Annotated in this window: 21 protein-coding genes and 1 pseudogene; 12 read left to right on the forward strand and 10 right to left on the reverse strand. The window is 56.7% G+C overall.

The annotated features are described in order from the left end of the window. Window positions 1-25 precede the first annotated feature (25 nt). The 3 genes from phoP (at window position 26) to WFO70_RS08075 (ending at window position 3,383) form a co-directional block, all read left to right on the forward strand. Window positions 26-697: a two-component system response regulator PhoP gene (gene phoP / locus WFO70_RS08065; RefSeq protein ID WP_032617646.1), complete on the forward strand. Its 672-nt coding sequence runs from the start codon at window positions 26-28 to the stop codon at window positions 695-697. After that, the gene (gene phoQ / locus WFO70_RS08070; protein ID WP_337015548.1) at window positions 698-2,161 is read left to right on the forward strand and encodes a two-component system sensor histidine kinase PhoQ; all 1,464 of its coding nucleotides are present in this window, start codon (window positions 698-700) and stop codon (window positions 2,159-2,161) included. Between the two features lie 100 nt (window positions 2,162-2,261). Further along, a complete protein-coding gene (locus WFO70_RS08075; RefSeq protein ID WP_337015549.1) occupies window positions 2,262-3,383 on the forward strand; it encodes a ribosomal protein uL16 3-hydroxylase in 1,122 nt (373 codons plus the stop codon). Between the two features lie 102 nt (window positions 3,384-3,485). Here the strand turns inward: WFO70_RS08075 and WFO70_RS08080 are convergent, their stop codons facing one another. After that, window positions 3,486-3,977, reverse strand: a complete 492-nt coding sequence (locus WFO70_RS08080; protein ID WP_337015550.1) for an REP-associated tyrosine transposase — start codon at window positions 3,975-3,977, stop codon at window positions 3,486-3,488. Between the two features lie 73 nt (window positions 3,978-4,050). Further along, window positions 4,051-5,277 carry a peptidase T gene (gene pepT, locus WFO70_RS08085; protein WP_337015551.1) on the reverse strand — a complete coding sequence of 409 codons (1,227 nt, stop codon included), beginning with the start codon at window positions 5,275-5,277 and terminating at the stop codon, window positions 4,051-4,053. A gap of 248 nt (window positions 5,278-5,525) precedes the next feature. Here pepT and potA point away from each other — a divergent pair, with 248 nt between their 5' ends. The 5 genes from potA (at window position 5,526) to WFO70_RS08110 (ending at window position 10,390) form a co-directional block, all read left to right on the forward strand. Continuing rightward, the gene (gene potA, locus WFO70_RS08090; RefSeq protein ID WP_337015552.1) at window positions 5,526-6,662 is read left to right on the forward strand and encodes a spermidine/putrescine ABC transporter ATP-binding protein PotA; all 1,137 of its coding nucleotides are present in this window, start codon (window positions 5,526-5,528) and stop codon (window positions 6,660-6,662) included. Next, entirely contained in the window at window positions 6,646-7,503 is an 858-nt protein-coding gene (gene potB, locus WFO70_RS08095; protein WP_337015553.1) for a spermidine/putrescine ABC transporter permease PotB, read from the forward strand. The genes potA and potB overlap by 17 nt, the downstream gene beginning before the upstream one ends. Next, window positions 7,500-8,291, forward strand: a complete 792-nt coding sequence (gene potC, locus WFO70_RS08100) for a spermidine/putrescine ABC transporter permease PotC (RefSeq protein ID WP_337015554.1) — start codon at window positions 7,500-7,502, stop codon at window positions 8,289-8,291. Before potB ends, potC begins: the two co-directional genes overlap by 4 nt. Beyond that, entirely contained in the window at window positions 8,288-9,322 is a 1,035-nt protein-coding gene (potD, locus tag WFO70_RS08105) for a spermidine/putrescine ABC transporter substrate-binding protein PotD (RefSeq protein ID WP_337015555.1), read from the forward strand. Before potC ends, potD begins: the two co-directional genes overlap by 4 nt. A 189-nt stretch (window positions 9,323-9,511) precedes the next feature. After that, entirely contained in the window at window positions 9,512-10,390 is an 879-nt protein-coding gene (locus WFO70_RS08110; protein ID WP_337015557.1) for a DUF6708 domain-containing protein, read from the forward strand. Window positions 10,391-10,478: 88 nt separating this feature from the next. Here the strand turns inward: WFO70_RS08110 and WFO70_RS08115 are convergent, their stop codons facing one another. The 6 genes from WFO70_RS08115 to lolC all read right to left on the reverse strand — a co-directional run bounded on the left by WFO70_RS08115 (window position 10,479) and on the right by lolC (window position 15,787). Beyond that, window positions 10,479-10,784 (reverse strand): hypothetical protein, encoded by a 306-nt coding sequence (locus tag WFO70_RS08115; RefSeq protein ID WP_337015559.1) that lies wholly within the window; start codon window positions 10,782-10,784, stop codon window positions 10,479-10,481. Between the two features lie 65 nt (window positions 10,785-10,849). Beyond that, window positions 10,850-11,671 carry a Sir2 family NAD+-dependent deacetylase gene (gene cobB, locus WFO70_RS08120; protein WP_337015560.1) on the reverse strand — a complete coding sequence of 274 codons (822 nt, stop codon included), beginning with the start codon at window positions 11,669-11,671 and terminating at the stop codon, window positions 10,850-10,852. 15 nt (window positions 11,672-11,686) lie between these two features. Then, window positions 11,687-12,598 carry an N-acetylglucosamine kinase gene (nagK, locus tag WFO70_RS08125; RefSeq protein WP_337015562.1) on the reverse strand — a complete coding sequence of 304 codons (912 nt, stop codon included), beginning with the start codon at window positions 12,596-12,598 and terminating at the stop codon, window positions 11,687-11,689. A gap of 51 nt (window positions 12,599-12,649) precedes the next feature. Then, entirely contained in the window at window positions 12,650-13,894 is a 1,245-nt protein-coding gene (gene lolE / locus WFO70_RS08130; protein ID WP_337015563.1) for a lipoprotein-releasing ABC transporter permease subunit LolE, read from the reverse strand. Then, a complete protein-coding gene (gene lolD / locus WFO70_RS08135; RefSeq protein ID WP_337015564.1) occupies window positions 13,894-14,595 on the reverse strand; it encodes a lipoprotein-releasing ABC transporter ATP-binding protein LolD in 702 nt (233 codons plus the stop codon). Before lolD ends, lolE begins: the two co-directional genes overlap by 1 nt. Then, window positions 14,588-15,787, reverse strand: a complete 1,200-nt coding sequence (gene lolC / locus WFO70_RS08140; RefSeq protein ID WP_337015565.1) for a lipoprotein-releasing ABC transporter permease subunit LolC — start codon at window positions 15,785-15,787, stop codon at window positions 14,588-14,590. The genes lolD and lolC overlap by 8 nt, the downstream gene beginning before the upstream one ends. Window positions 15,788-16,058: 271 nt before the next feature. Between lolC and WFO70_RS08145 the strand changes: the two are divergent. The 3 genes and pseudogenes from WFO70_RS08145 to ldtC all read left to right on the forward strand — a co-directional run bounded on the left by WFO70_RS08145 (window position 16,059) and on the right by ldtC (window position 21,804). Continuing rightward, window positions 16,059-17,132: pseudogene (locus WFO70_RS08145) on the forward strand (acyltransferase family protein). Window positions 17,133-17,251: 119 nt separating this feature from the next. Further along, entirely contained in the window at window positions 17,252-20,698 is a 3,447-nt protein-coding gene (mfd, locus tag WFO70_RS08150; protein ID WP_337015566.1) for a transcription-repair coupling factor, read from the forward strand. A gap of 152 nt (window positions 20,699-20,850) precedes the next feature. Continuing rightward, window positions 20,851-21,804, forward strand: a complete 954-nt coding sequence (ldtC, locus tag WFO70_RS08155) for a L,D-transpeptidase LdtC (protein ID WP_337015567.1) — start codon at window positions 20,851-20,853, stop codon at window positions 21,802-21,804. A 63-nt stretch (window positions 21,805-21,867) separates the two neighbouring features. On the opposite strand, the gene bhsA is transcribed toward ldtC, so the two are convergent. Continuing rightward, complete coding sequence (bhsA, locus tag WFO70_RS08160) at window positions 21,868-22,125, reverse strand: multiple stress resistance protein BhsA (RefSeq protein ID WP_337015568.1); 258 nt, start codon at window positions 22,123-22,125, stop codon at window positions 21,868-21,870. Between the two features lie 241 nt (window positions 22,126-22,366). On the opposite strand from bhsA, the gene WFO70_RS08165 reads away from it, so the two are divergent. Continuing rightward, entirely contained in the window at window positions 22,367-23,002 is a 636-nt protein-coding gene (locus tag WFO70_RS08165; RefSeq protein WP_337015569.1) for a TetR/AcrR family transcriptional regulator, read from the forward strand. A gap of 492 nt (window positions 23,003-23,494) precedes the next feature. Here the strand turns inward: WFO70_RS08165 and WFO70_RS08170 are convergent, their stop codons facing one another. After that, a complete protein-coding gene (locus tag WFO70_RS08170; protein ID WP_106992753.1) occupies window positions 23,495-24,034 on the reverse strand; it encodes a glycine zipper 2TM domain-containing protein in 540 nt (179 codons plus the stop codon). Window positions 24,035-24,215: the final 181 nt, after the last annotated feature.

Consider the following 24,215-nt stretch of genomic DNA (forward strand, 5'->3'; position numbering starts at 1 on the left):
CCATTAATATTAGGGAGAAGCGATGATGCGCGTACTGGTTGTTGAGGATAATGCGTTGCTACGTCATCACCTGAAGGTTCAGCTTCAGGAAATGGGGCATCAGGTGGACGATGCTGAAGATGCTAAAGAAGCCGACTACTATCTCAATGAACATTTGCCCGATATCGCCATCGTTGACCTGGGCCTGCCTGATGAAGATGGCCTGTCCCTGATCCGTCGCTGGCGCAGCCACGATGTCTCCTTGCCGGTGCTGGTGTTAACCGCCCGCGAAGGCTGGCAGGATAAGGTTGAAGTGCTGAGTGCCGGCGCGGATGACTACGTCACCAAACCCTTTCATATCGAGGAAGTGGCCGCCCGCATGCAGGCCCTGATGCGCCGCAACAGCGGTCTGGCCTCGCAGGTGATCTCCATTCCGCCGTTTCAGGTCGATCTCTCCCGCCGCGAACTGGCTATTCATGACGAGGTGATCAAGCTTACCGCCTTTGAGTACACCATCATGGAGACGCTGATCCGCAACAGCGGCAAAGTGGTGAGTAAAGATTCCCTGATGCTCCAGCTCTATCCTGACGCGGAACTGCGCGAAAGCCACACCATCGATGTGTTGATGGGACGGCTGCGCAAGAAAATTCAGGCGCAGTATCCGGAAGATGTCATTACCACCGTGCGCGGCCAGGGCTATCTTTTCGAATTACGCTAAATGAAAAAACTTTTTCGTCCCTTTCTGCCGCTGTCCCTGCGGTTTCGCTTCCTGCTGGCTACAGCGGTGGTGGTGCTGGTGCTCTCGCTGGCCTACGGAATGGTGGCGCTGGTGGGCTACAGCGTCAGCTTCGACAAAACCACCTTCCGCCTGCTGCGCGGGGAGAGCAATCTCTTCTATACCCTCGCGAAATGGGAAGACAATAAAATCACCATCGATATGCCGGAGCATCTGGATCGTCAGAGTCCGACCATGTCGCTGATCTACGACGAGAAAGGCAAGCTGCTGTGGGCGCAGCGCGATGTGCCCTGGCTTATCAAAAGCATCCGTCCCGAGTGGCTTAAAGCCAACGGCTTTCACGAGCTGGAGGCGGACGTGGATGCCACCAGCGTGCTGGTCGGTAACGACCGGCACATGCAGAAAGAGCTGGCCGAGATCCGCGAGGACGACGACGACAGCGAGCTGACCCACTCGGTGGCGGTCAATATCTACCCCGCCACCATGCAAATGCCGCAGCTGACGATTGTGGTCATCGACACCATTCCGGTTGAGCTGAAACGCTCTTATACCGTCTGGAACTGGTTCGTGTATGTGCTGGCCGCTAACCTGCTGCTGGTGATCCCGCTGCTGTGGCTGGCCGCCTGGTGGAGCCTGCGGCCCATCGAGTCGCTGGCGAAAGAGGTGCGCGAGCTGGAAGAGCATCACCGGGAAAAACTCAATCCCAACACCACGCGCGAGCTTACCAGCCTGGTGCGTAACCTGAACCGGCTGCTGAAAAGCGAGCGTGAACGTTACGACAAATACCGCACCACCCTGACCGACCTGACCCACAGCCTGAAAACGCCGCTGGCGGTGATGCAAAGTACGATGCGCTCCTTACGCAGCGCGAAGCTGAGCGCCGATGAGGCGGAGCCGGTGATGCTGGAGCAGATCAGCCGTATCTCCCAGCAGATCGGTTACTACCTGCATCGCGCCAGCATGCGAACCGGCGGCACCCTGCTGAGCCGGGAGTTGCACCCCGTCGCCCCGCTGCTGGACAGCCTCACCTCGGCCCTGAATAAGGTCTATCAGCGCAAAGGGGTAAACATCACCCTCGATATCTCGCCGGAAATCAGCTTCGTGGGTGAAAAAAACGACTTTATGGAGGTGATGGGCAATCTGCTGGATAACGCCTGTAAATACTGCCTGGAGTTCGTCGAGGTCTCGGCCCGCCAGGGGGAAGATGAGCTGCACATTATCGTTGAAGATGACGGCCCGGGGATCCCGCAGGGCAAGCGCGATCAGGTCTTCGATCGCGGACAGCGCGCTGACACCTTACGCCCCGGCCAAGGAGTGGGCCTGTCGGTGGCGCGCGACATTGTTGAGCAGTACGACGGCCGGATCGACACCAGCGACAGTCTGCTCGGCGGCGCGCGCATGGAGGCGATTTTTGCCCGTCAGCATCTTACAAGCGACGAGAGTTAAGCCTTCGTTAAGCCTTCGGGTGAAAAAAGCGTGATTCTCACACGCAGGCCGCTGAGCTTCCGTTATAATCCGAGTCAGTAAAAGCCTGCGGAATATAAATATGGATTATCAATTAGCCCTTAACTGGCCCGACTTTATCGAACGCTACTGGCAGAAACGCCCGGTGGTTCTGAAACGCGGCATCCCCAATTTCGTCGATCCGATCTCTCCCGATGAGCTGGCCGGCCTGGCCATGGAGAGCGAAGTCGACAGCCGCCTCGTCAGCCATAACGAGGGGAAATGGCAGGTCAGCCACGGCCCGTTTGAAAGCTTCGATCACCTGGGGGAGAACAACTGGTCCCTGCTGGTGCAGGCGGTCAACCACTGGCACCAGCCCGCCGCAGCCCTGATGCAGCCCTTCCGCGCCCTGCCCGACTGGCGGATGGACGATCTGATGATCTCCTTCTCCGTGCCGGGCGGCGGCGTTGGCCCGCATCTGGATCAGTACGACGTGTTTATCATTCAGGGTACCGGCCGCCGCCGCTGGCGCGTGGGCGAGAAGGTGCCGATGAAGCAGCACTGTCCGCATCCCGACCTGCTGCAGGTGGATCCTTTCGTCGGCATCATCGATGAAGAGCTGGAGCCGGGCGACATTCTCTATATTCCGCCGGGTTTCCCGCACGAGGGCTACTCCCTTGAGAACTCGATGAACTATTCGGTGGGCTTCCGTGCGCCAAGCGGTCGCGAGATGATCAGCGGGTTTGCCGATTACGTTCTCCAGCGCGAGCTGGGTAGCCATCGCTTCAGCGATCCGGACGTTCCTGCCCGTGAGCACCCGGCCGATATTCTGCCTGAAGAGCTGGATAAACTGCGCGGGATGATGCTGGATCTGATCAACCAGCCGCAGCACTTCAACCAGTGGTTCGGGGAGTTTATCAGCCAGTCACGTCACGAGCTGGACGTCTCCCTGCCGGAGCCGCCGTATCAGCCGGATGAGATTTACGATGCCCTGCAGCAGGGTGACAAGCTGGTGCGTCTGGGTGGATTGCGCGTGTTGCGCATTGGCGAAGAGGTATACGTCAATGGCGAGCAGCTGGACTCTCCGCACCGCCCGGCGCTGGAAGCCCTGGCCAGCCATACGGTGCTGACGGCCGACAAATTCGGTGATGCGCTGGAAGATCCGTCGTTCCTCGCCATGCTGGCGGCGATGGTTAACAGCGGGTACTGGTTCTTCGAGGACTGAGTCGCTTAAACATGCCGGGTGGCAATGCCCGGTGGCGCTACGCTTACCGGGCCTACAAAACCATACCCTAGGCCGGGCAAACGCAGTGCCGCCCGGCGTTTCTTACCGGCGTTCCCCAGCGTCAAAATCCTCCACCTCCCCCGCCCAATCTTCCGGATATAACCCTTCCCGCACATCGCGATGAAAGGTGGAATACGGCCAGTCTTTCACACGTGTCACGTAACCATGTTTCAGCGGATTGATACAGATGTAATCCCTGTGTCTGCGCAGATCGTTTTCATCCCGGATAGTGTGTTCCCAGAACCGCGGCTGCCAGATACCCGACATCCCGAGCGCACGGGTGAAGGTCTTTTTAATATCCCGCCAGCGACCAGAGTAGTCGGTGTCGTTTTCGGGCAGCGTCCAGATAAAGTGCATATGCTCCGGCAGGATCACCCAGGCGTTAATCAGAAAGGGCTTCGCGCGCTTAACGCATTGGGTCGCCGCGCGAAGCGTAGCGATATGGCGGATCAGCAGATCGCTGCGCCGGTTTTGCAGATTAACAGTGAAAAACCAGGTTCCGCCCGGTACGTAGTGACGTCGGTAGTTTGACATATGAGGTTCCCTCCCCATTTGTGAAAGTGCCGGGCGGCACGTTGTTTGCCCGGCCTGGGTGTACACCGGGCAGTTACTGCTGCTTCGCCGTCAGCTCGGCAATCCTTACGATCACCTGCACCGCTTTCTCCATCCCCTCGAGGGTCACAAACTCGTGCTTGCCGTGGTAGTTGTAGCCGCCGGTAAACAGATTCGGACAGGGTAATCCCATAAAGGAGAGCTGTGCGCCGTCGGTGCCGCCGCGGATCGGTTTGAGCTGCGGTTCGACTCCGCAGTCGCGCATCGCCTGCTGCGCCACCTCGAGAATGTACGGATGCTCGATCACCTTTTCATGCATATTGTAATAGCTGTCCTCAATGATCAGCTCAATGTAGCAATCCGGGTGCAGCCCTTTGCCCACCTTTTTGGCGATATCCATCATTTTGCGTTTACGCGCTTCAAACCCGTCGCGGTTAAAATCGCGGATGATGTAGTGCATGTCCGCGCGATCCACCGTCCCTTTAATGCTGGTGAGGTGGTAGAAACCCTCATAGCCCTCAGTTTGCTCCGGGCTCTCCTCTGCCGGAACTTCGGCATGAATGCGGGCCGCCAGCGACAGCGCGTTCACCATAACCCCTTTCGCCGTCCCCGGGTGGACGTTGTTACCGACGATGCGAATATTCACCGACGCCGCATTGAAGTTTTCGAACTCCAGCTCGCCCACGCCGCCGCCGTCGACGGTATAAGCCCAGCGGGCATCGAACGCCGCGACGTCGAAATGCTTCGCCCCTTTGCCCACCTCTTCATCCGGGGTAAAAGCGACGCGGATATCCCCGTGCGGCACCTTGTTGTGCTTCAGCACCGCCAGGGCGGTCATGATCTCGGCCACTCCGGCTTTATCATCGGCCCCCAGCAGCGTTTTGCCGTCGGTGGTGATCAGCGTCTGTCCGAGCAGCTGGTGTAACACCGGGAACATCACCGGGGATAAAACTTCGTCGCCCACGCCGAGCGCGATGTCGCCGCCGCGATAGTTCTCAACAATCTGCGGATTCACGTTTTTACCGCTAAAATCCGGTGAGGTATCCACATGGGAAATGAAACCAATGGCCGGAATATCGCCGCTCACGCTGGCGGGGAGCGTCCCCATTACCGTCCCTTTGTCACTTAACGTGACGTTGACCAGACCCAACTCTTCCAGTTGCGTCTTTAACAGCTGTAACAGTTTCCATTGCCCTTCGGTGCTCGGCACCTGGCGGACACCCGGTTTAGATTGGGTATCCAGCGATACGTACTGTAAAAAACGCTCAAGTAATTTATCCATGCAGCCACCCTCACTTTTCGTGACAACATTATCAGTAAGCAGCAAAACCCAAATATTGCGTCAGGTCACTTTTATCCCGTAAACGAGAATATTTCCGTTTTTCGTCGCTTTCGCTAATAAATGTAGCTTATCAATGGGTAACAAGGATTGGCGATGACAACGTATTCCCGTAGAATGTCCGCCCTCATTACGTTTCACCAAGGTGGCTAACCACAAACCCCGCTGCAATAAGTACCTGCGGCGTCGATATGGGACTGAATCAAAAATTGAATACACAACCAGCTTCACTGTCACCGTTGGTGCAACTGGCCGGAATTGGTAAAAGCTTTGACGGGAAAACCGTCATTTCCGACCTCGATTTGACCATCAACAACGGCGAATTTCTTACGCTGCTTGGCCCGTCGGGCTGCGGTAAAACGACAGTGCTTCGCCTTATCGCCGGGCTGGAAAACGTCGATCACGGCCATATTCATCTTGAAGATCAGGACATTACTCAGGTTCCTGCTGAACACCGTCACGTCAATACCGTCTTTCAAAGCTACGCCCTGTTCCCGCACATGACGGTTTTCGAAAACGTCGCCTTTGGCCTGCGGATGCAAAAAACCCCTGCCAGTGAAATCACGCCCCGCGTCACCGATGCCCTGCGCATGGTGCAGCTCGAAGAGTTCGCCCAGCGTAAGCCGCACCAGCTGTCGGGTGGACAGCAGCAGCGCGTCGCCATCGCCCGGGCGGTGGTCAATAAGCCGCGCCTGTTGCTGCTGGATGAGTCTCTCTCCGCGCTGGATTACAAGCTGCGTAAGCAGATGCAGAACGAATTAAAGGCTCTGCAGCGTAAGCTCGGGATCACCTTTGTCTTCGTCACCCACGATCAGGAAGAGGCCCTGACCATGTCCGATCGCATCGTGGTGATGCGCGACGGCAAAATCGAGCAGGACGGCACCCCGCGTGAGATTTACGAAGAGCCGAAAAACCTGTTTGTGGCCAGCTTTATTGGCGAAATCAATATCTTCAGTGCTACGGTTATTGAACGCCTCGACGACCAGCGGGTGCTGGCGAATGTCGAAGGCCGCGCCTGCAATATCTTCGTCAACTTTGCCGTGGAACCGGGACAGCAGCTTAATGTCCTGCTGCGCCCGGAGGATTTGCGCGTCGATGAGATCCACGATGAAACCGAAGCGGAAGGGCTGATCGGCTATATCCGCGAGCGCAACTACAAAGGGATGACGCTCGAGTCGGTGGTCGAGCTGGAAAACGGCAAGATGGTGATCGTCAGCGAGTTCTTTAACGAGGACGATCCGGATTTCGACCACTCGCTCAATCAGAAAATGGTCATTAACTGGGTAGAAAGCTGGGAGGTTGTGCTGGCTGATGAAGAACACAAGTAAGTTCCAGAATGTGGTGATCGCCACTATCGTCGGTTGGCTTGTGTTGTTTGTCTTTTTACCCAACCTGATGATCATTGCCACCAGCTTTTTGACCCGCGACGATGCCCATTTCGTCTCGCTGGTCTTTACGCTGGAAAACTACGCGCGCCTGCTCGATCCGCTCTATTTCCAGGTGCTGCTCCATTCGCTCAACATGGCGCTGATCGCCACCCTGGCCTGCCTGGTCCTTGGCTACCCTTTCGCCTGGTTTCTGGCGAAGCTGCCGTCGAAGGTGCGCCCGCTGCTGCTGTTTCTGCTGATTGTGCCCTTCTGGACCAACTCGCTGATCCGCATTTATGGCCTGAAGATCTTCCTCAGCACCAAGGGCTACCTGAACGCGTTTCTGCTCTGGCTGGGGGTGATCGACACGCCGATCCGCATCATGTTTACCCCTGGGGCGGTGATTGTGGGGCTGGTCTATATCCTGCTGCCGTTTATGGTGATGCCGCTCTACTCCAGCATCGAGAAGCTGGATAAACCCCTGCTGGAAGCCGCGAGAGATTTGGGTGCCAGCAAGCTGCAGACCTTTATCCGCATTATCATCCCGCTGACCATGCCGGGGATCATTGCCGGCTGCCTGCTAGTGATGCTCCCGGCGATGGGGCTGTTCTACGTCTCCGATCTGATGGGCGGCGCAAAGAACCTGCTGATCGGCAACGTCATCAAGAGTCAGTTCCTGAACATTCGTGACTGGCCGTTCGGCTCGGCCACCAGCATCACCCTGACGCTGGTGATGGGCCTGATGCTGCTGGTCTACTGGCGTGCCTCACGCCTGCTTAACAATAAAGGTGAACTGGGATGATCGGTCGACTGCTCCGCGGCGGTTTTATGACCGCCATCTATGCCTATCTCTACATTCCGATCATTATTTTGATCGTCAACTCGTTTAACAGCTCGCGCTTTGGCATCAACTGGCAGGGATTTACCACCCAGTGGTACAGCCTGCTGATGAACAACGACAGCCTGCTGCAGGCGGCGCAACACTCGCTGACGATGGCGATATTCTCCGCCACCTTCGCCACCCTGATTGGCTCCCTGACCGCAGTGGCGCTCTACCGCTACCGTTTTCGCGGCAAGCCCTTCGTCAGCGGAATGCTGTTTGTGGTGATGATGTCCCCGGACATCGTGATGGCCATTTCGCTGCTGGTGCTGTTTATGCTGCTGGGGGTGCAACTGGGCTTCTGGTCGCTGCTCTTCTCGCACATCACCTTCTGTCTGCCGTTTGTGGTGGTGACGGTTTATTCCCGTCTGAAGGGCTTTGATGTACGGATGCTGGAAGCGGCGAAAGATCTGGGGGCCAGCGAAATGACTATTCTGCGCAAAATTATCCTGCCGCTGGCGATGCCCGCCGTGGCCGCGGGGTGGCTGCTCAGCTTTACCCTGTCGATGGATGACGTGGTGGTTTCGTCGTTTGTCACCGGACCGGGCTATGAAATTCTGCCGTTGAAGATCTATTCCATGGTGAAAGTCGGCGTCTCACCGGAGGTGAACGCGCTGGCGACCATACTGTTGATGTTATCGCTGGTTCTGGTGATCGCCAGCCAGCTTATTGCTCGTGATAAAACAAAATCTCAGGGGACCGTGAAATGAAAAAAATGCTTGCCGCTGCGGCGCTGGTGCTGGGAATGGGCGCTGCGCACGCGGACGACGGTAAAACGCTCTACTTCTACAACTGGACCGAGTATGTGCCGCCAGGCCTGCTGGAGCAGTTCACCAAAGAGACCGGCATCAAGGTGATCTACTCCACCTACGAGTCGAATGAAACCATGTATGCCAAGCTCAAAACCTATAAAGAGGGGGCATACGATCTGGTGGTTCCGTCGACCTATTTCGTCGACAAGATGCGCAAAGAGGGCATGATCCAGAAGATCGACAAATCGAAGCTCACCAATTTTTCAAACCTCGATCCGGAGATGCTCAACAAGCCGTTTGACCCGAATAACGACTACTCGATTCCGTACATCTGGGGCGCGACGGCGATTGGGATCAACAGTGAGGCGATGGATCCTAAAACGGTGACCCGCTGGGCGGATCTGTGGAAACCGGAATACAAAGGCGGGCTGCTGCTGACCGACGACGCGCGCGAAGTGTTCCAGGTGGCGCTGCGTAAGCTGGGCTACTCCGGCAACACCACCGATCCGAAAGAGATTGAAGCGGCATATCACGAGCTGCAAAAACTGATGCCAAACGTCGCGGCCTTCAACTCCGATAACCCGGCGAACCCCTATATGGAAGGGGAAGTGAACCTGGGGATGGTGTGGAACGGTTCAGCATTCGTGGCGCGCCAGGCCGGTACGCCGCTGGAAGTGGTGTGGCCTGAAGAGGGCGGGATCTTCTGGATGGACAGCCTCTCTATTCCGGCCAATGCCAAAAATGTCGACGGGGCGCTGAAGCTGATTAACTTCCTGCTGCGCCCGGATGTGGCAAAACAGGTGGCGGAAACCATCGGCTATCCAACGCCAAACCTGGCCGCCCGCAAGCTGTTGAGCCCGGAGGTGGCGAACGACAAGTCGCTCTATCCGGATGCGGAGACCGTCAGCAAAGGCGAGTGGCAGAATGACGTGGGCGACGCGAGCCGTCTGTATGAAGAGTATTACCAGAAGTTGAAGGCGGGGCGTTAATGCAATAACATGCCGGGTTTCGACCCGGCATGACTCATTGGTACAAGGATAAGTACATATGAAGCGGAACAGTAACGTTCTTTATTCTCTTTTTTCTGCATCGATATTATTTTTACTACCGTTAACAAGACATGAGAATTAAGTTTTCTGATTTAAAGGACTGAAGGTAACATCATAAAAGGACTCATTATGTCAAAAATAGCGCAGAGAAAAGCGCCGCCCCTCTTCGGTGTCGTTGCCGTCAACGACATTTATTGCGATATCATAAGAAACGTCCCCAGAAGCGAATGGCTTGGCGTAACGATGCCGCTTCTGACAGTAATCCCCTTTCTGTTATCGATATTTTTTATTGGCCCAATTATTGGGTATTCTCCTGTATTTATTCTGGTTGAGATTATACTCATCCTGATGTTCTATAGCAGCATCCACGCATTGCGTGTCGTTATTACCCACCCCAAAACATTACTCGTCAGGCTGAATCGCAAACGCCAACGCGTGTATGTTCAAACGTATCGTCCCACGCGTAATATCTTTGCGAAATGGCCTGTCGAAACGCTGATTTATGACTGGAAGGTCATTGAAGCCCATTTTAGTAACGGTTCCGGAACCGCGGGCTCCCGGACATGGTATAAGTGGCAAGCCCCCTCGACTGACGGGAGAAAAAACTGGGTGATCATCAGCGATGATAACGCGCCTTTATTTTATCAAGTCTCTCGCTTCTCTACCGATATTGCAGATACTCTTTTGAGTTATGCGGAATCCTGGGCGTGGTGCAGAAACTATATGAAAGGCCTGATGACACCCGTTAATTTAATATCGATAGAAAATAACTACTCTTTTAAATATTGCGTGACGAGACTGAGTAGCCGGACGTTGTCACGTGTCAATGAACAGGATAAATGGACAACCATTTTCCCCGTCAGGAATCCTTTTTTCTGGCTACTTTCTTTTATTATGGTGCCAACCATTTTACTGGACGCTCTGGCAATGAGACGAATTATGCGCAGGCTGCCGGAGACGCCGTGGTCTGATGCGGCGCAGGCCGAATCAACAACAGATAAACAATAGATTAATCATTTATTTTAACTGCGTAAGGTCCTGCGTTGTTGTCAGGGCTTTACGGGTAATCTGGCGTTGATTCGCGCCGCTCAAATATTTACTCCGATATTTTTTGCAACGCATCATCAATTTTGCCAACCATATACATCAGCGGCTTCCACAGCGCCACCAGCGTAACAATTGTGCCGAACAGCTGCACATCGCCATACGCAAGTTGCCCAGTAAACAGCAGGTATACCAGGTTAAATATACAAGAACCAGCGGAGACAATGCCGATGTACAAAAAGAGAATGAACAGAATATTTCTGCTGTCAGAAAGGCGAGGCAGGCAACACTGGCTCCATAGCCCTGTCCCTACCGCCACAATAAAAATAATGGCCGATATAATTAGCGGGTTATCCATAACCTGTTCCTGTCGTTCCTTAAAAATTTGCGCGAAAAACGTCTGCTCCTCGCGCATTGAAGCACTTACAATCCCTTAAGAAGCTTATCCACAAACTCCGGCACCACTTCGCTCGCCAGTCCGTAGACTTTTTCCTCAAACTCGCTGCCCACCTGGCTCGGCTCAAGGTTCAGCTCCACCGTGTGCGCCCCGTGCAGCTTCGCCTCGTGGACGAAACCCGCCGCCGGATAGACGTGCCCGGAGGTGCCGATGGCGATAAAGACATCTGCCATGGCCAGGGCGCTGTAGATCTCATCCATTCCCAGCGGCATTTCGCCAAACCAGACCACATGCGGACGCAGCGGAGAGGGAAACTGGCAGCAGTGGCATTTGTCATCGAGCGTCACATCGCCGGTCCAGTTGAAGACCTGCCCGCTGTTGGAACAACGTACCTTCAGCAGCTCACCGTGCATATGGATTACATTCTGGTTGCCCGCGCGTTCATGGAGGTTATCGATATTCTGCGTCACCAGCAGAAAACGATCGCCCAGCGCCTCTTCCAGCCTTGCCAGCGCCAGATGCGCCGCGTTAGGGGCAATCTCTGGCGACTGGAGCTGGCGACGACGGGCGTTGTAGAACGCCTGCACCAGCTGCGGATTACGGGCGAAGCCTTCCGGCGTCGCCACATCTTCTACGCGATGCTCTTCCCACAACCCGTCGGTAGCGCGGAAGGTTCGAATGCCCGACTCGGCGGAGATCCCCGCCCCGGTCAGGACCAATACTCTGGGTTTTTCCATCAATTCTGGCAGCGCCCCATCCTGAAAGAAAATTCGCTGGCGTAAGCGTTCACGCAAGCGGCGTTTGTTTTTGCGAAAACGGCTGAGTCGATGTGACCGACGCGACAGCATAGTAACCTCGTATGGCTAACGGGTGAGATGGAGGAACGCGGCACCGCGCATCCCGCCGGCATCGCCGTGGCGCGCACGCTCAATGCGCGGCACGCGGGCAACCGGCAACAGATGACGCGGCAACCGACCGGATAACCGCTCGGCGATGGCCGTAAAGTTCGATAATCCTCCGCCGATCACCAGCAGGTCAGGATCGACAATGGTCAGGATATTGCCCAGGCACACGGCAAGCAGATCGAGATAACGCTCCACGTGCTCAATGGCCTGTTCATCACCCTGCTCCCACAGGGTAATGATTTCCGGTGCCTGTCGTTTTTGATGATAGAAGTGTTCATAAAGCCATGCAAATCCGCCGCCCGAGAGGTAATTCTCGATGCAGCCGTGTTGGCCGCAGCCGCAGCGCACCAGCGGGAAATCGCGCCCGACCACCTCCAGCGCATCCACCGGCAGGCGGATATGGCCGAACTCGCCGGTGATGTAGCTGCGCCCGGTGACCGGTTTTCCGTCGACAACGATCCCGCCGCCGACGCCGGTGCCGAGGATCAATCCCATCACCAGCGGATACTGCTGGAACTCGTCATCCCAGGCTTCGGAGAGGGCAAAACAGTTGGCGTCATTGTCGAGGCGCACGTCGCGCTCAAGGAGTCTGCTCAGATCGGCGCGCAGCGGCTTACCGCTGGCGGCAGGAACGTTGGCGGCGTACAGCGTGCCGTCGTCGGTTTCCGGCATTCCCGGAATGCCAATGCCCACCGAGCCCTTCACGCCGAAGCGTTCATCGGCCTGGGCCACCAGCGCAGCAATGGCGGTTAAGAATTCATCGTAGCTTTCACGCGGGGTGGGAACACGGGTTTCCCACTGCAGTTTCAGGTGGGTATCGAATACGCCCAGCGCAATTTTGGTGCCGCCAATATCAAATCCATAATACATAAAGCATTCCTCTTTTGATCCGGCGGCAACGCTCACCGGATCATGACGTAATTACTGGCCACTTAACACCCTCGCCGGATCGATCTTGCTTGCGCGACGCGCCGGATACCAGCTCGCCAACAGACTCAGCAACAGGGCCGTGACCAGTACATAAACGACGTCCAGCCAGTGTAATTCTGATGGCAGGAAGTCAATAAAATAGATATCGCCCGACAGGAACTGATGGCCAATCAGGGCCTCGAGACCGTTGATAATCGGCGTCAGCTGCAGCGAAACTACCACACCGATGACCACGCCGCACAGGCTGCCAAACAGCCCCGCCAGCAGACCATACCAGACGAAAATGGCACGAATAAGACCATCTTTTGCCCCGAGGGTACGCAGCACCGCGATGTCGCCGCTCTTGTCTTTTACCGCCATCACCAGCGTGGAGACGATGTTGAAACAGGCCACGCCGATCACCAGCACCATCGCCAGATACATGATGGCGCGGATCATCTGGATATCACGATACATATAGCCGTAAGTGCCGATCCAGCTCTTGATGTAGACATAGCTGTTGGTCACTTCCCCGGCGTCGCGCACCAGCTTGTTAGCGTTGAAGACGTCATTAACCTTGATGGCGATGCCGGTGACGCTGCTGCCCATATCGAGATACTGGCGCGCATCTTCCAGCGGCACCATGGCAAAGCTGTGATCCAGCTGGCCGCTGAGCTGCAGAATACCGGTCACGTGCAGGCGCACGCGCTTCGGCTGCTGCAGCTTATGATCGGCGCTGGCGTTGGGGATCATGATGGACACCCAATCGCCCTGCTTCACCTTCAACGCATCGGCTACACCCTTGCCGATGATGATCTGCTGATCGCCGGCTTTAAAGTTGGCCCAGGCCTCTTTCTGGATAAACTGCGGCAGCGCGCTGAGTTTCTCTTCCTGACGCGGGTTGACCCCTTTCACCTGGATGGCGCGCAGGTTCGCCCCGCTCTCCACCAGGCCGGTAAAGTTGATATAGGGCGCAGCGGCGGCAATGCCCGGCACCTTTTCCACCTTGTTCAGGGCGTCGTTCCAGTTATTCCACGGCTGGTTCACCGGCTCAATTTCACCGTGCGGCACCACCGCCAGAATACGGTTATTCAGCTCGCGCTCGAAGCCGTTCATGGCGCTGAGACCGACGATCAGCACCGCCACCCCCAGCGCAATGCCGATGGTGGAGATAACAGAGATCAGCGACACCATGCCGCCGCGACGACGACCCCGGCTAAAACGCAGGCCGATGAGTAACGATAACGGTGAAGCCATCAATCCGCTCCCATCAGCGTCAGCTCGGTATTCAGGTGACCATCACGCATCTCCAGCTGGCGGGACATACGTTTTGCCAGCTGCAGGTCGTGGGTCACTACCAGAAACGCGGTGCCCTGAGAGGCATTCAGCTCCCCGATAAGCTGGAAGATGCTGTCCGCGTTGCGGGCATCGAGGTTACCGGTCGGTTCATCCGCCAGCACCAGGCGCGGGTTGTTAACCAGCGCACGGGCAATCGCCACGCGCTGACGCTCGCCGCCGGAGAGCTCCGATGGGCGATGGTTGCCGCGATGACCGAGGCCTACCGCTTTCAGCATATCGCTGGCGCGGGCGTTAATTTCAGCCGGTTTCTTTTTGCCGATCAGCAGGGGCATCGCCACGTTTTCCAGCGCCGTAAAGTCCGGCAGCAGGTGGTGGAACTGATAGATAAAGCCCAGCTCACGGTTACGCAGGTCGGCTTTGGCGCTTGATGACATCGTACTCAGCGGGGTGCCGGAGAAGATCACGTCGCCGGAGGTCGGCGTATCCAGCCCGCCGAGCAGGTGCAGTAAGGTACTTTTCCCGGAGCCGGAGGTGCCGACAATCGCCATCATCTCCCCTTCTCCGACGCTGAAGCTGACATTGTGCAGGACATCCGTCTGCACCGTGCCTTCCTGATAGCGTTTGCACAGGTTGTCGCATTGCAACAGGATCTTATTCATAACGTAAAGCCTCAGCGGGTTGGGTGGCGGCAGCGCGCCATGAAGGATAAAGCGTGGAGAGTAAGGCAATGACCATCGCCACCAGGGCGATACCCACGACCTGCAGCGGCTCAATGGCGACCGGCAGCGCCGCGCCGTCGAGTAACGCGCCGATAATCGGCATCAGGTTGTTCAGCTGGCTTGCGAGCAGGGTACCGAGTACCGCCCCCAGCAGCGCGCCGACAATCCCGGCGCTGGCACCCTGGACCATAAATACCGCCATGATCTGCCGCGGCGTGAGGCCCTGAGTTTGCAGGATCGCCACTTCGCCCTGCTTCTCCATCACCATCAGGCCAAGCGAGGTAATAATGTTAAACGCGGCGACCGCCACAATCAGGCTCAGCAGCAGGCCCATCATGTTCTTTTCCATGCGTACGGCCTGGAACAGCTCGCCCTTACGCTCGCGCCAGTCCTGCCATTTGGTGCCTTCCGGCAGGGTTTGCTGGCTCAGAACATCCACCTTTAGCGGCTCGTTGAGCCACAGACGCCAGCCGGTGATATTGCCGAGCGGATAGCGCATCAGGCGCGATGCGTCCTGGATATTGACCAGCATCTGGTAGCCGTCCACTTCGCTGTTGGCGGCGAAGGTACCGATAACGTTAAACAGGCGCTGGCTGGGTAGACGCCCCATCGGCGTGAACTGGCTGGCGGAAGGAACCATCACCCGCAGCTGATCGCCGCGGTTAACGCCGAGCTGGCCGGCAAGCTGCTCGCCGAGAATGACGTTGTACTGGCCGGGGGCCAGATCGCTCTGTTTGACGTTGACCAGATACGGCGTCAGGGGATCTTTTTGCGCCGGGTCGATACCGAGCATGACCCCAACCGCTACGCTGCGCGCGCTCTGCAACACCACGTCACCGGAGGTGATGGGTGCCACGCGGCTGACGCCCTGCAGCTTAACGGCGCTTTCTGGCAGCTTCTGCGGATCGACTGACCCACTGCTGGATGAGAGAATGGCCTGCGGCATCAGCCCCAGAATGTTATTTTGCAGCTCGCGCTCGAAGCCGTTCATGACGGACAACACCGTCACCAGCGCCATCACGCCAAGCGTAATGCCAATGGTAGAAAGCCAGGAGACAAAGCGACCGAAACGGTCCGCGGCGCGCCCACGCATATAACGTAAGCCTATGAAAAGTGCGACAGGTTGGTACATGAAATCCGTCTGTTTGCTGGTAGCAGACCCACGAGTATATAAGCGAATCCGCTAAGGGTAAATGACTGATACCCGAAGCGTTGCTAATCAATTATCCGAAAAATCAGGTTAAATCAATGCAGTAACCGCCGCCTGGCCCTTCCCTCCCTCACCGCGCCCTTTGCAGTTTTTCTGAAAATCGTCCGCTTACAGACTCTTACCCGTTACATCCCGTCAACCGCTCAACACACTTACCCCTTTCGATGACGATAACAACAGGACCCGGTAAGCGATGAAACAAAAAGCACTATGGATTAACCAGATAAAAGGGCTGTGCATCTGCCTGGTGGTGATTTACCACTCGGTGATCACCTTTTATCCCCACCTCGAGGCGCTGCACTCCCCGCTTTCGGTGCTGCTCGCCAAATGCTGGGTGACGTTCAATCTTTATCTCGCCCCCTTCCGCATGCCGGTGTTCTTCTTTATTTCGGGGTATCTGGTCCGGCGCTACATTGACGAGGTGGACTGGAAAACCTGCGTCGACAAACGGCTCTGGAGCATTATCTGGGTGCTGGCGCTATGGGGCGTGTTGCAGTGGCAGGCGCTGACCCATCTCAATGCGTGGCTGGCACCAGAGCGGGAACTGAATACCGCCTCGAACGCCGCCTATGCCGACTCGCTGAGCGGCTTTATCACCGGGATGCTCACCGCCAGCACCAGCCTGTGGTATCTCTACGCCCTGGTGGTCTATTTCACCCTCTGCAAGCTGCTGAGCCGCTGGAAGCTGCCGCTCATTGGGCTGCTGGCGCTGGTCAGCATCGCAATCAACTTCCTGCCGCTGCCGTGGTGGGGGATGAACAGCGTGGTGCGCAATATGATCTACTACAGCCTTGGGGCCTGGTACGGGGTGCAGCTGATGGCGTGGATGCAGGCCCGGGTGTGGCGCCGCGACGCGCTGGCGGTGGCGGCGTTCGGGGTGGTCTCCGTCGTGCTGTGGTTCGTGGGCGTTCCCCTGCCGCTGTCGCTGCTGTCGATCCTGCTGATTATGGCCCTGTTCTACCGCCTTGAGCAGCGTTTCACCGTTGGTCCTGACAACCTGCTCAACGTGGTGGGCTCGAATACCATTGCCATCTACACCACCCACCGCATCCTGATCGAAGGGGTCAGCCTGTTTATGATCCACCAGCTGAACAGCGGAACCTGGCCGGTATGGGCGGAGCTGACGCTGGTGCTATTGTATCCCTTTGCCAGCCTGCTGGTCTGCACCCTGGTGGGACTGGCGGCGCGTTAGCTCTCCACTGCGCTGACCGGGGATTTCTTCTTTACCCCGCCTGCCCGTCTGACGCCGGTTCAGGCCACGCGCTAGCGCCCCTGCGGGGGCCTATTCACGCTGTGTGCGGTTACGGTTTGCTAATGTAAAACGATCAAGGATAATAAAGACATTGTGTATCAGTGATATGCCCACGAAGAGATCCTGACAAAGCCATGCCAGAACAATATCGTTTTTCCCTGCCCGGCAAAGCGGGCGACCAACGCCAGTTGGGTGAACTGACCGGGGCAGCCTGCGCCACGCTGGTTGCGGAAATTGCAGAGCGCCATCAGGGACCGGTGGTGCTGGTCGCCCCGGATATGCAAAACGCCCTGCGCCTGCATGATGAGATCCGCCAGTTTACCGATCAGCTGGTCACCAGTCTTGCCGACTGGGAGACCCTGCCTTACGACAGCTTCTCCCCGCACCAGGAGATTATCTCCTCGCGCCTCTCCACGCTCTATCAGTTGCCCACCATGCAGCGCGGCGTGCTGATTGTGCCGGTGAATACCCTGATGCAGCGCGTCTGCCCGCACAGCTATCTGCACGGGCATGCGCTGGTGATGAAAAAGGGGCAGCGCCTGTCGCGGGATGCCCTGCGCGTCCAGCTTGATAGCGCAGGCTATCGCCATGTAGATCAGGTCATGGAGCACGGGGAGTACGCCACGCGCGGGGCCCTGCTCGACCTCTTCCCGATGGGCAGCGCGCTGCCGTATCGCCTGGATTTCTTCGATGACGAAATTGACAGCCTGCGCCTGTTTGACACCGATACCCAGCGCACGCTGGAGGAAGTGGAGGCCATCAACCTGCTGCCGGCGCACGAGTTCCCGACCGACAAAACCGCCATCGAGCTGTTCCGCAGCCAGTGGCGGGATAAGTTTGAGGTCAAGCGCGATGCCGAGCATATCTATCAGCAGGTAAGTAAAGGCACGCTGCCAACGGGCATCGAATACTGGCAGCCGCTGTTCTTCAGCGAACCGCTGCCCGCCCTGTTCAGCTATTTCCCGGCCAATACCCTGGTGCTGAACACCGGCGATCTGGAGGCCAGCGCCAACCGCTTTGAGAGCGAAACCCGCGCGCGCTTTGAGAACCGCGGCGTGGATCCCATGCGCCCGCTGCTGGAGCCTGAGCTGCTGTGGCTGCGCACCGACGAGCTGTTCAGCGAGCTGAAACGCTGGCCGCGCATGCAGCTCAAAACCGACAGCCTGCCGGACAAAGCCGCCAATACCAATCTGGCGTATCAACCGCTGCCGGATCTTGCCGTGCAGGCGCAGAATAAATCCCCGCTGGATAACCTGCGTAAATTCCTTGAGGCCTTTACCGGGCCGGTGATCTTCTCGGTCGAGAGCGAAGGCCGACGTGAGGCGCTGGGCGAGCTGCTCAGCCGCATCAAAGTGGCGCCGAAACGGATCCTGCGTCTGGACGAGGCCAGCGGCACCGGACGCTATCTGATGATCGGCGCGGCCGAACATGGCTTTATTGATAAGCTCAATAATCTGGCGCTGATCTGCGAAAGCGATCTGCTGGGTGAGCGCGTGGCGCGCCGTCGTCAGGACAGCCGCCGCACCATTAACCCGGACACGCTGATCCGCAACCTGGCGGAGCTGCATCCCGGCCAGCCGATTGTCCATCTCGAACATGGCGTGGGCCGTTACGCAGGGATGACCACCCTCGAGGCTGGCGGCATCAAGGGCGAGTATCTGATGCTGATGTATGCCAACGACGCCAAACTCTATGTGCCGGTCTCCTCCCTGCACCTGATCAGCCGCTATGCGGGCGGTGCCGAAGAGAATGCGCCGCTGCATAAGCTCGGCGGCGACGCCTGGGCGCGGGCGCGGCAGAAAGCGGCAGAAAAAGTGCGCGACGTGGCGGCGGAGCTGCTGGATATTTACGCCCAGCGCGCGGCCAAGTCCGGCTACGCCTTTAAACACGATAAAGAGCAGTACCAGCTATTCTGCGACAGCTTCCCGTTTGAAACTACCCCGGACCAGGCCCAGGCGATCAATGCCGTGCTCAGCGACATGTGCCAGCCGCTGGCGATGGACCGGCTGGTGTGCGGCGACGTGGGCTTCGGCAAAACCGAAGTGGCCATGCGCGCCACCTTCCTCGCGATCGAGAACAACAAGCAGGTGGCGGTGCTGGTGCCAACGACCTTGCTGGCCCAGCAGCATTACGATAACTTCCGCGACCGCTTTGCCAACTGGCCGGTACGCATTGAGATGCTGTCGCGTTTTCGCAGCGCCAAAGAGCAGGCGCAGATCCTGGAGCAGGCCAGCGAGGGCAAAATCGATATTCTGATCGGCACCCATAAGCTGTTACAGAGCGACGTGAAGTGGAAAGACCTGGGGCTGTTGATTGTCGACGAAGAGCACCGCTTTGGCGTGCGTCATAAAGAGCGGATCAAAGCGATGCGCGCCGATGTCGATATCCTGACCCTCACCGCCACGCCGATCCCGCGCACATTGAACATGGCGATGAGCGGCATGCGCGATCTGTCGATTATCGCCACCCCACCGGCACGTCGTCTGGCAGTGAAAACCTTTGTCCGGGAATACGATAACCTGGTGGTGCGCGAGGCGATCCTGCGTGAAGTCCTGCGCGGCGGCCAGGTCTATTACCTCTACAACGACGTGGAGAATATTCAGAAAGCGGCCGACCGGCTGGCGGAGCTGGTGCCGGAGGGGCGGATCGCTATTGGCCATGGTCAAATGCGCGAGCGCGAGCTGGAACGGGTGATGAATGATTTCCACCACCAGCGCTTTAACGTACTGGTCTGCACCACCATCATCGAAACCGGGATCGACATTCCTACCGCCAATACCATCATCATTGAGCGGGCGGATCACTTCGGTCTGGCCCAGCTCCACCAGCTGCGCGGCCGCGTCGGACGTTCGCACCATCAGGCCTATGCCTGGCTGATGACCCCGCACCCGAAAGCGATGACTACCGATGCGCAAAAACGCCTCGAAGCCATCGCCTCGCTGGAAGATCTGGGAGCGGGCTTTGCGCTGGCGACGCACGACCTCGAGATCCGCGGCGCGGGCGAGCTGCTGGGTGAAGATCAGAGCGGCTCAATGGAGACCATCGGGTTCCAGCTGTATATGGAGCTGCTGGAAAATGCCGTCGATGCCCTGAAGGCAGGGCGCGAGCCGTCGCTGGAAGATCTCACCAGCCAGCAAACGGAGGTGGAGCTGCGGATGCCGGCCCTGCTGCCGGATGACTTTATCCCGGACGTGAATACCCGTCTGTCGTTCTACAAACGCATTGCCAGCGCCAAAGACGAAGCCAGCCTGGATGAAATCAAAGTGGAGCTGATTGACCGCTTTGGTTTACTGCCGGATGCGGCGCGCAACCTGCTGGATATCGCCCGCTTACGCCAGCAGGCGCAGAAGCTGGGGATCCGCAAGCTGGAGGGGAATGACAAAGGCGGCATGATTGAGTTTGCCGAGAAGAACCATGTCGATCCGATGTGGCTGATTGGCCTGCTGCAGAAACAGCCTCAGCACTACCGCCTGGACGGCCCGACGCGTCTGAAATTCACCCAGGACCTGGCGGAACGCAAAACCCGCATGGAATGGGTACGTAACTTTATGCGACAGCTGGAAGAGAACGCCGTCGCCTGACCGACTGCCGGGCGACCTTGCTTTCGCCCGGCCTTATCCCCCGCGCAATTTACAACTCTTTGCAATCCGCCTGGATTTCCCGACACGTCTATTCGCCATAATTATCAATTAACTTACAAATATTAATAATCTTATTGCTATGGATTCTGGTGATGATGACGACTTCGCGTTTTACCCGTTGGATATCGGTAGTTGCGCTGCTTTCGACCCTGGCGCTGGCCCTGCCCGCACAGGCCAATACCTGGCCCCTGCCCCCTGCGGGCAGCGGTCTCGTGGGCGAGAACCGTTTTCATGTTGTTGAAAATGACGGCGGCTCGCTGGAAGCGATTGCCAAAAAATATAACGTTGGCTTTCTGGCGCTGCTGCAGGCAAACCCCGGCGTGGATCCCTATGTTCCCCGCGCGGGTAGCGTGCTGACAATCCCGCTGCAAACCCTGCTCCCGGATGCACCGCGGGAAGGGATTGTGATTAACCTGGCCGAACTACGTCTCTACTATTACCCGCCGGGGAAAAATGAGGTTACGGTCTATCCGATCGGTATTGGGCAACTGGGAGGCGATACCCTGACGCCAACCATGGTCACTACCGTGTCGGACAAACGCGCCAACCCCACCTGGACGCCGACCGCCAATATCCGCGCCCGCTATAAAGCCCAGGGTATCGATCTGCCCGCGGTGGTGCCTGCCGGACCGGAAAACCCAATGGGTCACCATGCGATCCGCCTTGCGGCCTACGGCGGGGTCTATCTGCTGCACGGTACCAACGCCGATTTCGGGATAGGCATGCGCGTCAGCTCCGGCTGTATTCGCCTGCGGGATAATGACATCGAGACGCTGTTCCGCGTCATTCAGCCCGGCACCAAAGTGAATATCATGAACACGCCGATCAAGGTGTCAGAGGAGCCCGGCGGCGTGCGGCTGGTGGAGGTGCATCAGCCTCTGTCGAAGCAGCTGAATGACGATCCGCAGACCCTGCCGATTGTCCTGAATGCCGCCCTGCAGGGCTTCAAAGCCCAGTCAGACGAAACGGTGATGGAGCGTGCAATGGAAGCCCGCTCGGGGATGCCGGTGGATGTCACCCGACATTCGGAAACTCAGGCGCTATAAAAAAACGCCCTGCATATGCAGGGCGTTTTTTTAGCAGTGGCATTAATGAGGGTTAAGCCAGGCTTATTTGTAGATCACCGCAGTACCGTGCAGGTTGTTCGGGCCGGTAACGGAGGTGATACGGAAAGATTTCGCACCCATTTCATCCGCTTTTTGCGCTAACTGGTTTTCCAGAGAGCCCAGGTTAGTCCCGGCGTTCGCGGAGATGGTCCCCACTTTTTGTTGATCCGCAGGGGTAGACTGAACCTGTACAGCGGCGAAGCTGGCGAATGACAGTGAGCTTAGTACGGCAGCGGCGATCAGTGTTTTTACGTTTTTCATGTTATGAACCTTATGCAAGTGATGGGGAGGTCGTAAGCATTAACTTAACGATCGATAACTAAATGATAAATGTGATCTGCATCACGGTCAAATTCTTTTTATAACGATCGTTAAAATAAAATTAAAAGCGTTTAAATTCATATTGATATAATGAAATTAATTTTATGAATTCAGCGCTGGCTGCAAGAAGGGATTATTTTTATAATGGTCATTCAACAAACCAACTGAGGTACAACGGCTCATGACAACCGATCATACGAGTTGCGCGAAAAAAAGCCGTGGCCGACCAAAAGTGTTCGACAGGGAAGCGGCGCTGGATAAGGCCATGACGCTGTTCTGGCAGCACGGGTATGAAGCAACATCGCTGGCCGACCTGGTCGCAGCGACGGGAGCCAAAGCGCCTACGCTGTATGCAGAATTTACCAATAAAGAGGGGCTGTTCCGCGCGGTGCTGGATCGCTATATCAGCCGTTTCGCCGCCCGCCATGAAGCGCAGCTGTTCTGCGAAGAGAAGCGTGTTGAAGAGGCATTGAAAGACTACTTCACCGCGGTGGCGACCTGCTTTACCAGCAAAGATACCCCCGCGGGCTGTTTTATGATTAATACCTCAGCGACGCTGGCGGCCTCATCGGAAGAGATTGCCCACACGGTTAAGTCTCGCCATGCGATGCAGGAGGAGACGCTGTGCCGGTTTTTAGAGCAGCGCCAGCAGCGCGGTGAGATCCCCGCTCAGTGCGATCCGCACAAACTGGCCCAGTATCTGAGCTGCATTCTGCAGGGGATGTCGATCAGCGCCCGGGAAGGTGCCAGCCTGGAAAAACTGCAAACTATCACGCAAATCACTTTGCGCCTGTGGCCTGAACTTCTGAAAGCCTGATTACCAGGGCGGCCTGCCGCCCTGCTCTCACCTGTTCCACTCCATCATCAGCCAAACCTTTTACAAAGATAGCCAAAAACTATCACCGCCATTCTGCCGCTTGCTATCCTTAAGGGGTAATTATTGCCGTGCTAATGATTAGGTACGTGATTTTTAACGGAGCTGTTCTGGCTATTCACATTCATAAGGAGAACAAAGAATGATTTTGCTATTACCCTTTTTCAAAGTGTTAATGGTAATAACATTATTATTTGGTCTCTGGGTCTTATGTGGTGGGTCAGTTTTATTTGCTTTTCTTTCATTACTGATTACAGGATTTATGTTGCTGCGCCAGAATGACGAATTTGACCTGTAACCACCGATACCCAGCTTCATCTCTAAAAAAGACCTTATTCCCGACGGCCAGGCTGCGGGCGCTAAGGTCTTTTTTATGGATAAAAAAAGCTCCCCAGCCTGAGCGAATGGGGAGCTAAACGCAGAGAACAGATTTTTTTATGCTTTGTTATTAAGTACCAGCTGACCATCACTGTTCAGCGGAATTTGTGTGCCGGGATCTTTATCCATGCGGATTTTGCCCTGCTGATCGCCAATTTTGTAGGTCACATCGTAGCCGAGCATTTTTTCTGATTTGTCATACACCGTCTTACAACGCTGCTGCGTCGAGGTGTAGGTATCGCGCTCCTGCAGGGCACCTTGCGCCTGGTTACCGGCATAGCCGCCACCCAGCGCGCCCACGACCGTGGCAACATCTTTACCGCGTCCGCCACCAAACTGATGGCCAATCACACCGCCGGCCACCGCACCCAGCACCGAACCGGCAATACGGTTTTCATCCTGCACCGGACGACGGTGCGTAACGGTCACGTTACGACACTCCTGACGCGGCGTTTTTACCGTCTCTTTAATCGGTGTCGCCGAAACGACCTGCGCATACTGTGGGCCACGTTCAAAGACATTGAGACTGGCAACTGCCGCCACGCCTAATGCGGCAGCTACGCCAATCCCTATACCTGCCACCATGGATTTATTCATGGGACAACCTCCTTTTTATTGCTATTGGTAACAATTCTCCTACCAAAGCGAGATGTTCGCAAATCAGAAAAGGGAGCAAAAATGTGGGAAGAACCGGGAAAATAGCGTGATTAGGAGGACTCTTAGGCCGCTGAGCCGTTTTTAGCAGTGCGATATGCTAAAAAAGCCCCTCCGCAGAGTG

The sequence above is a fragment of the Leclercia sp. AS011 genome (assembly GCF_037152535.1).
GTDB lineage: Bacteria > Pseudomonadota > Gammaproteobacteria > Enterobacterales > Enterobacteriaceae > Enterobacter.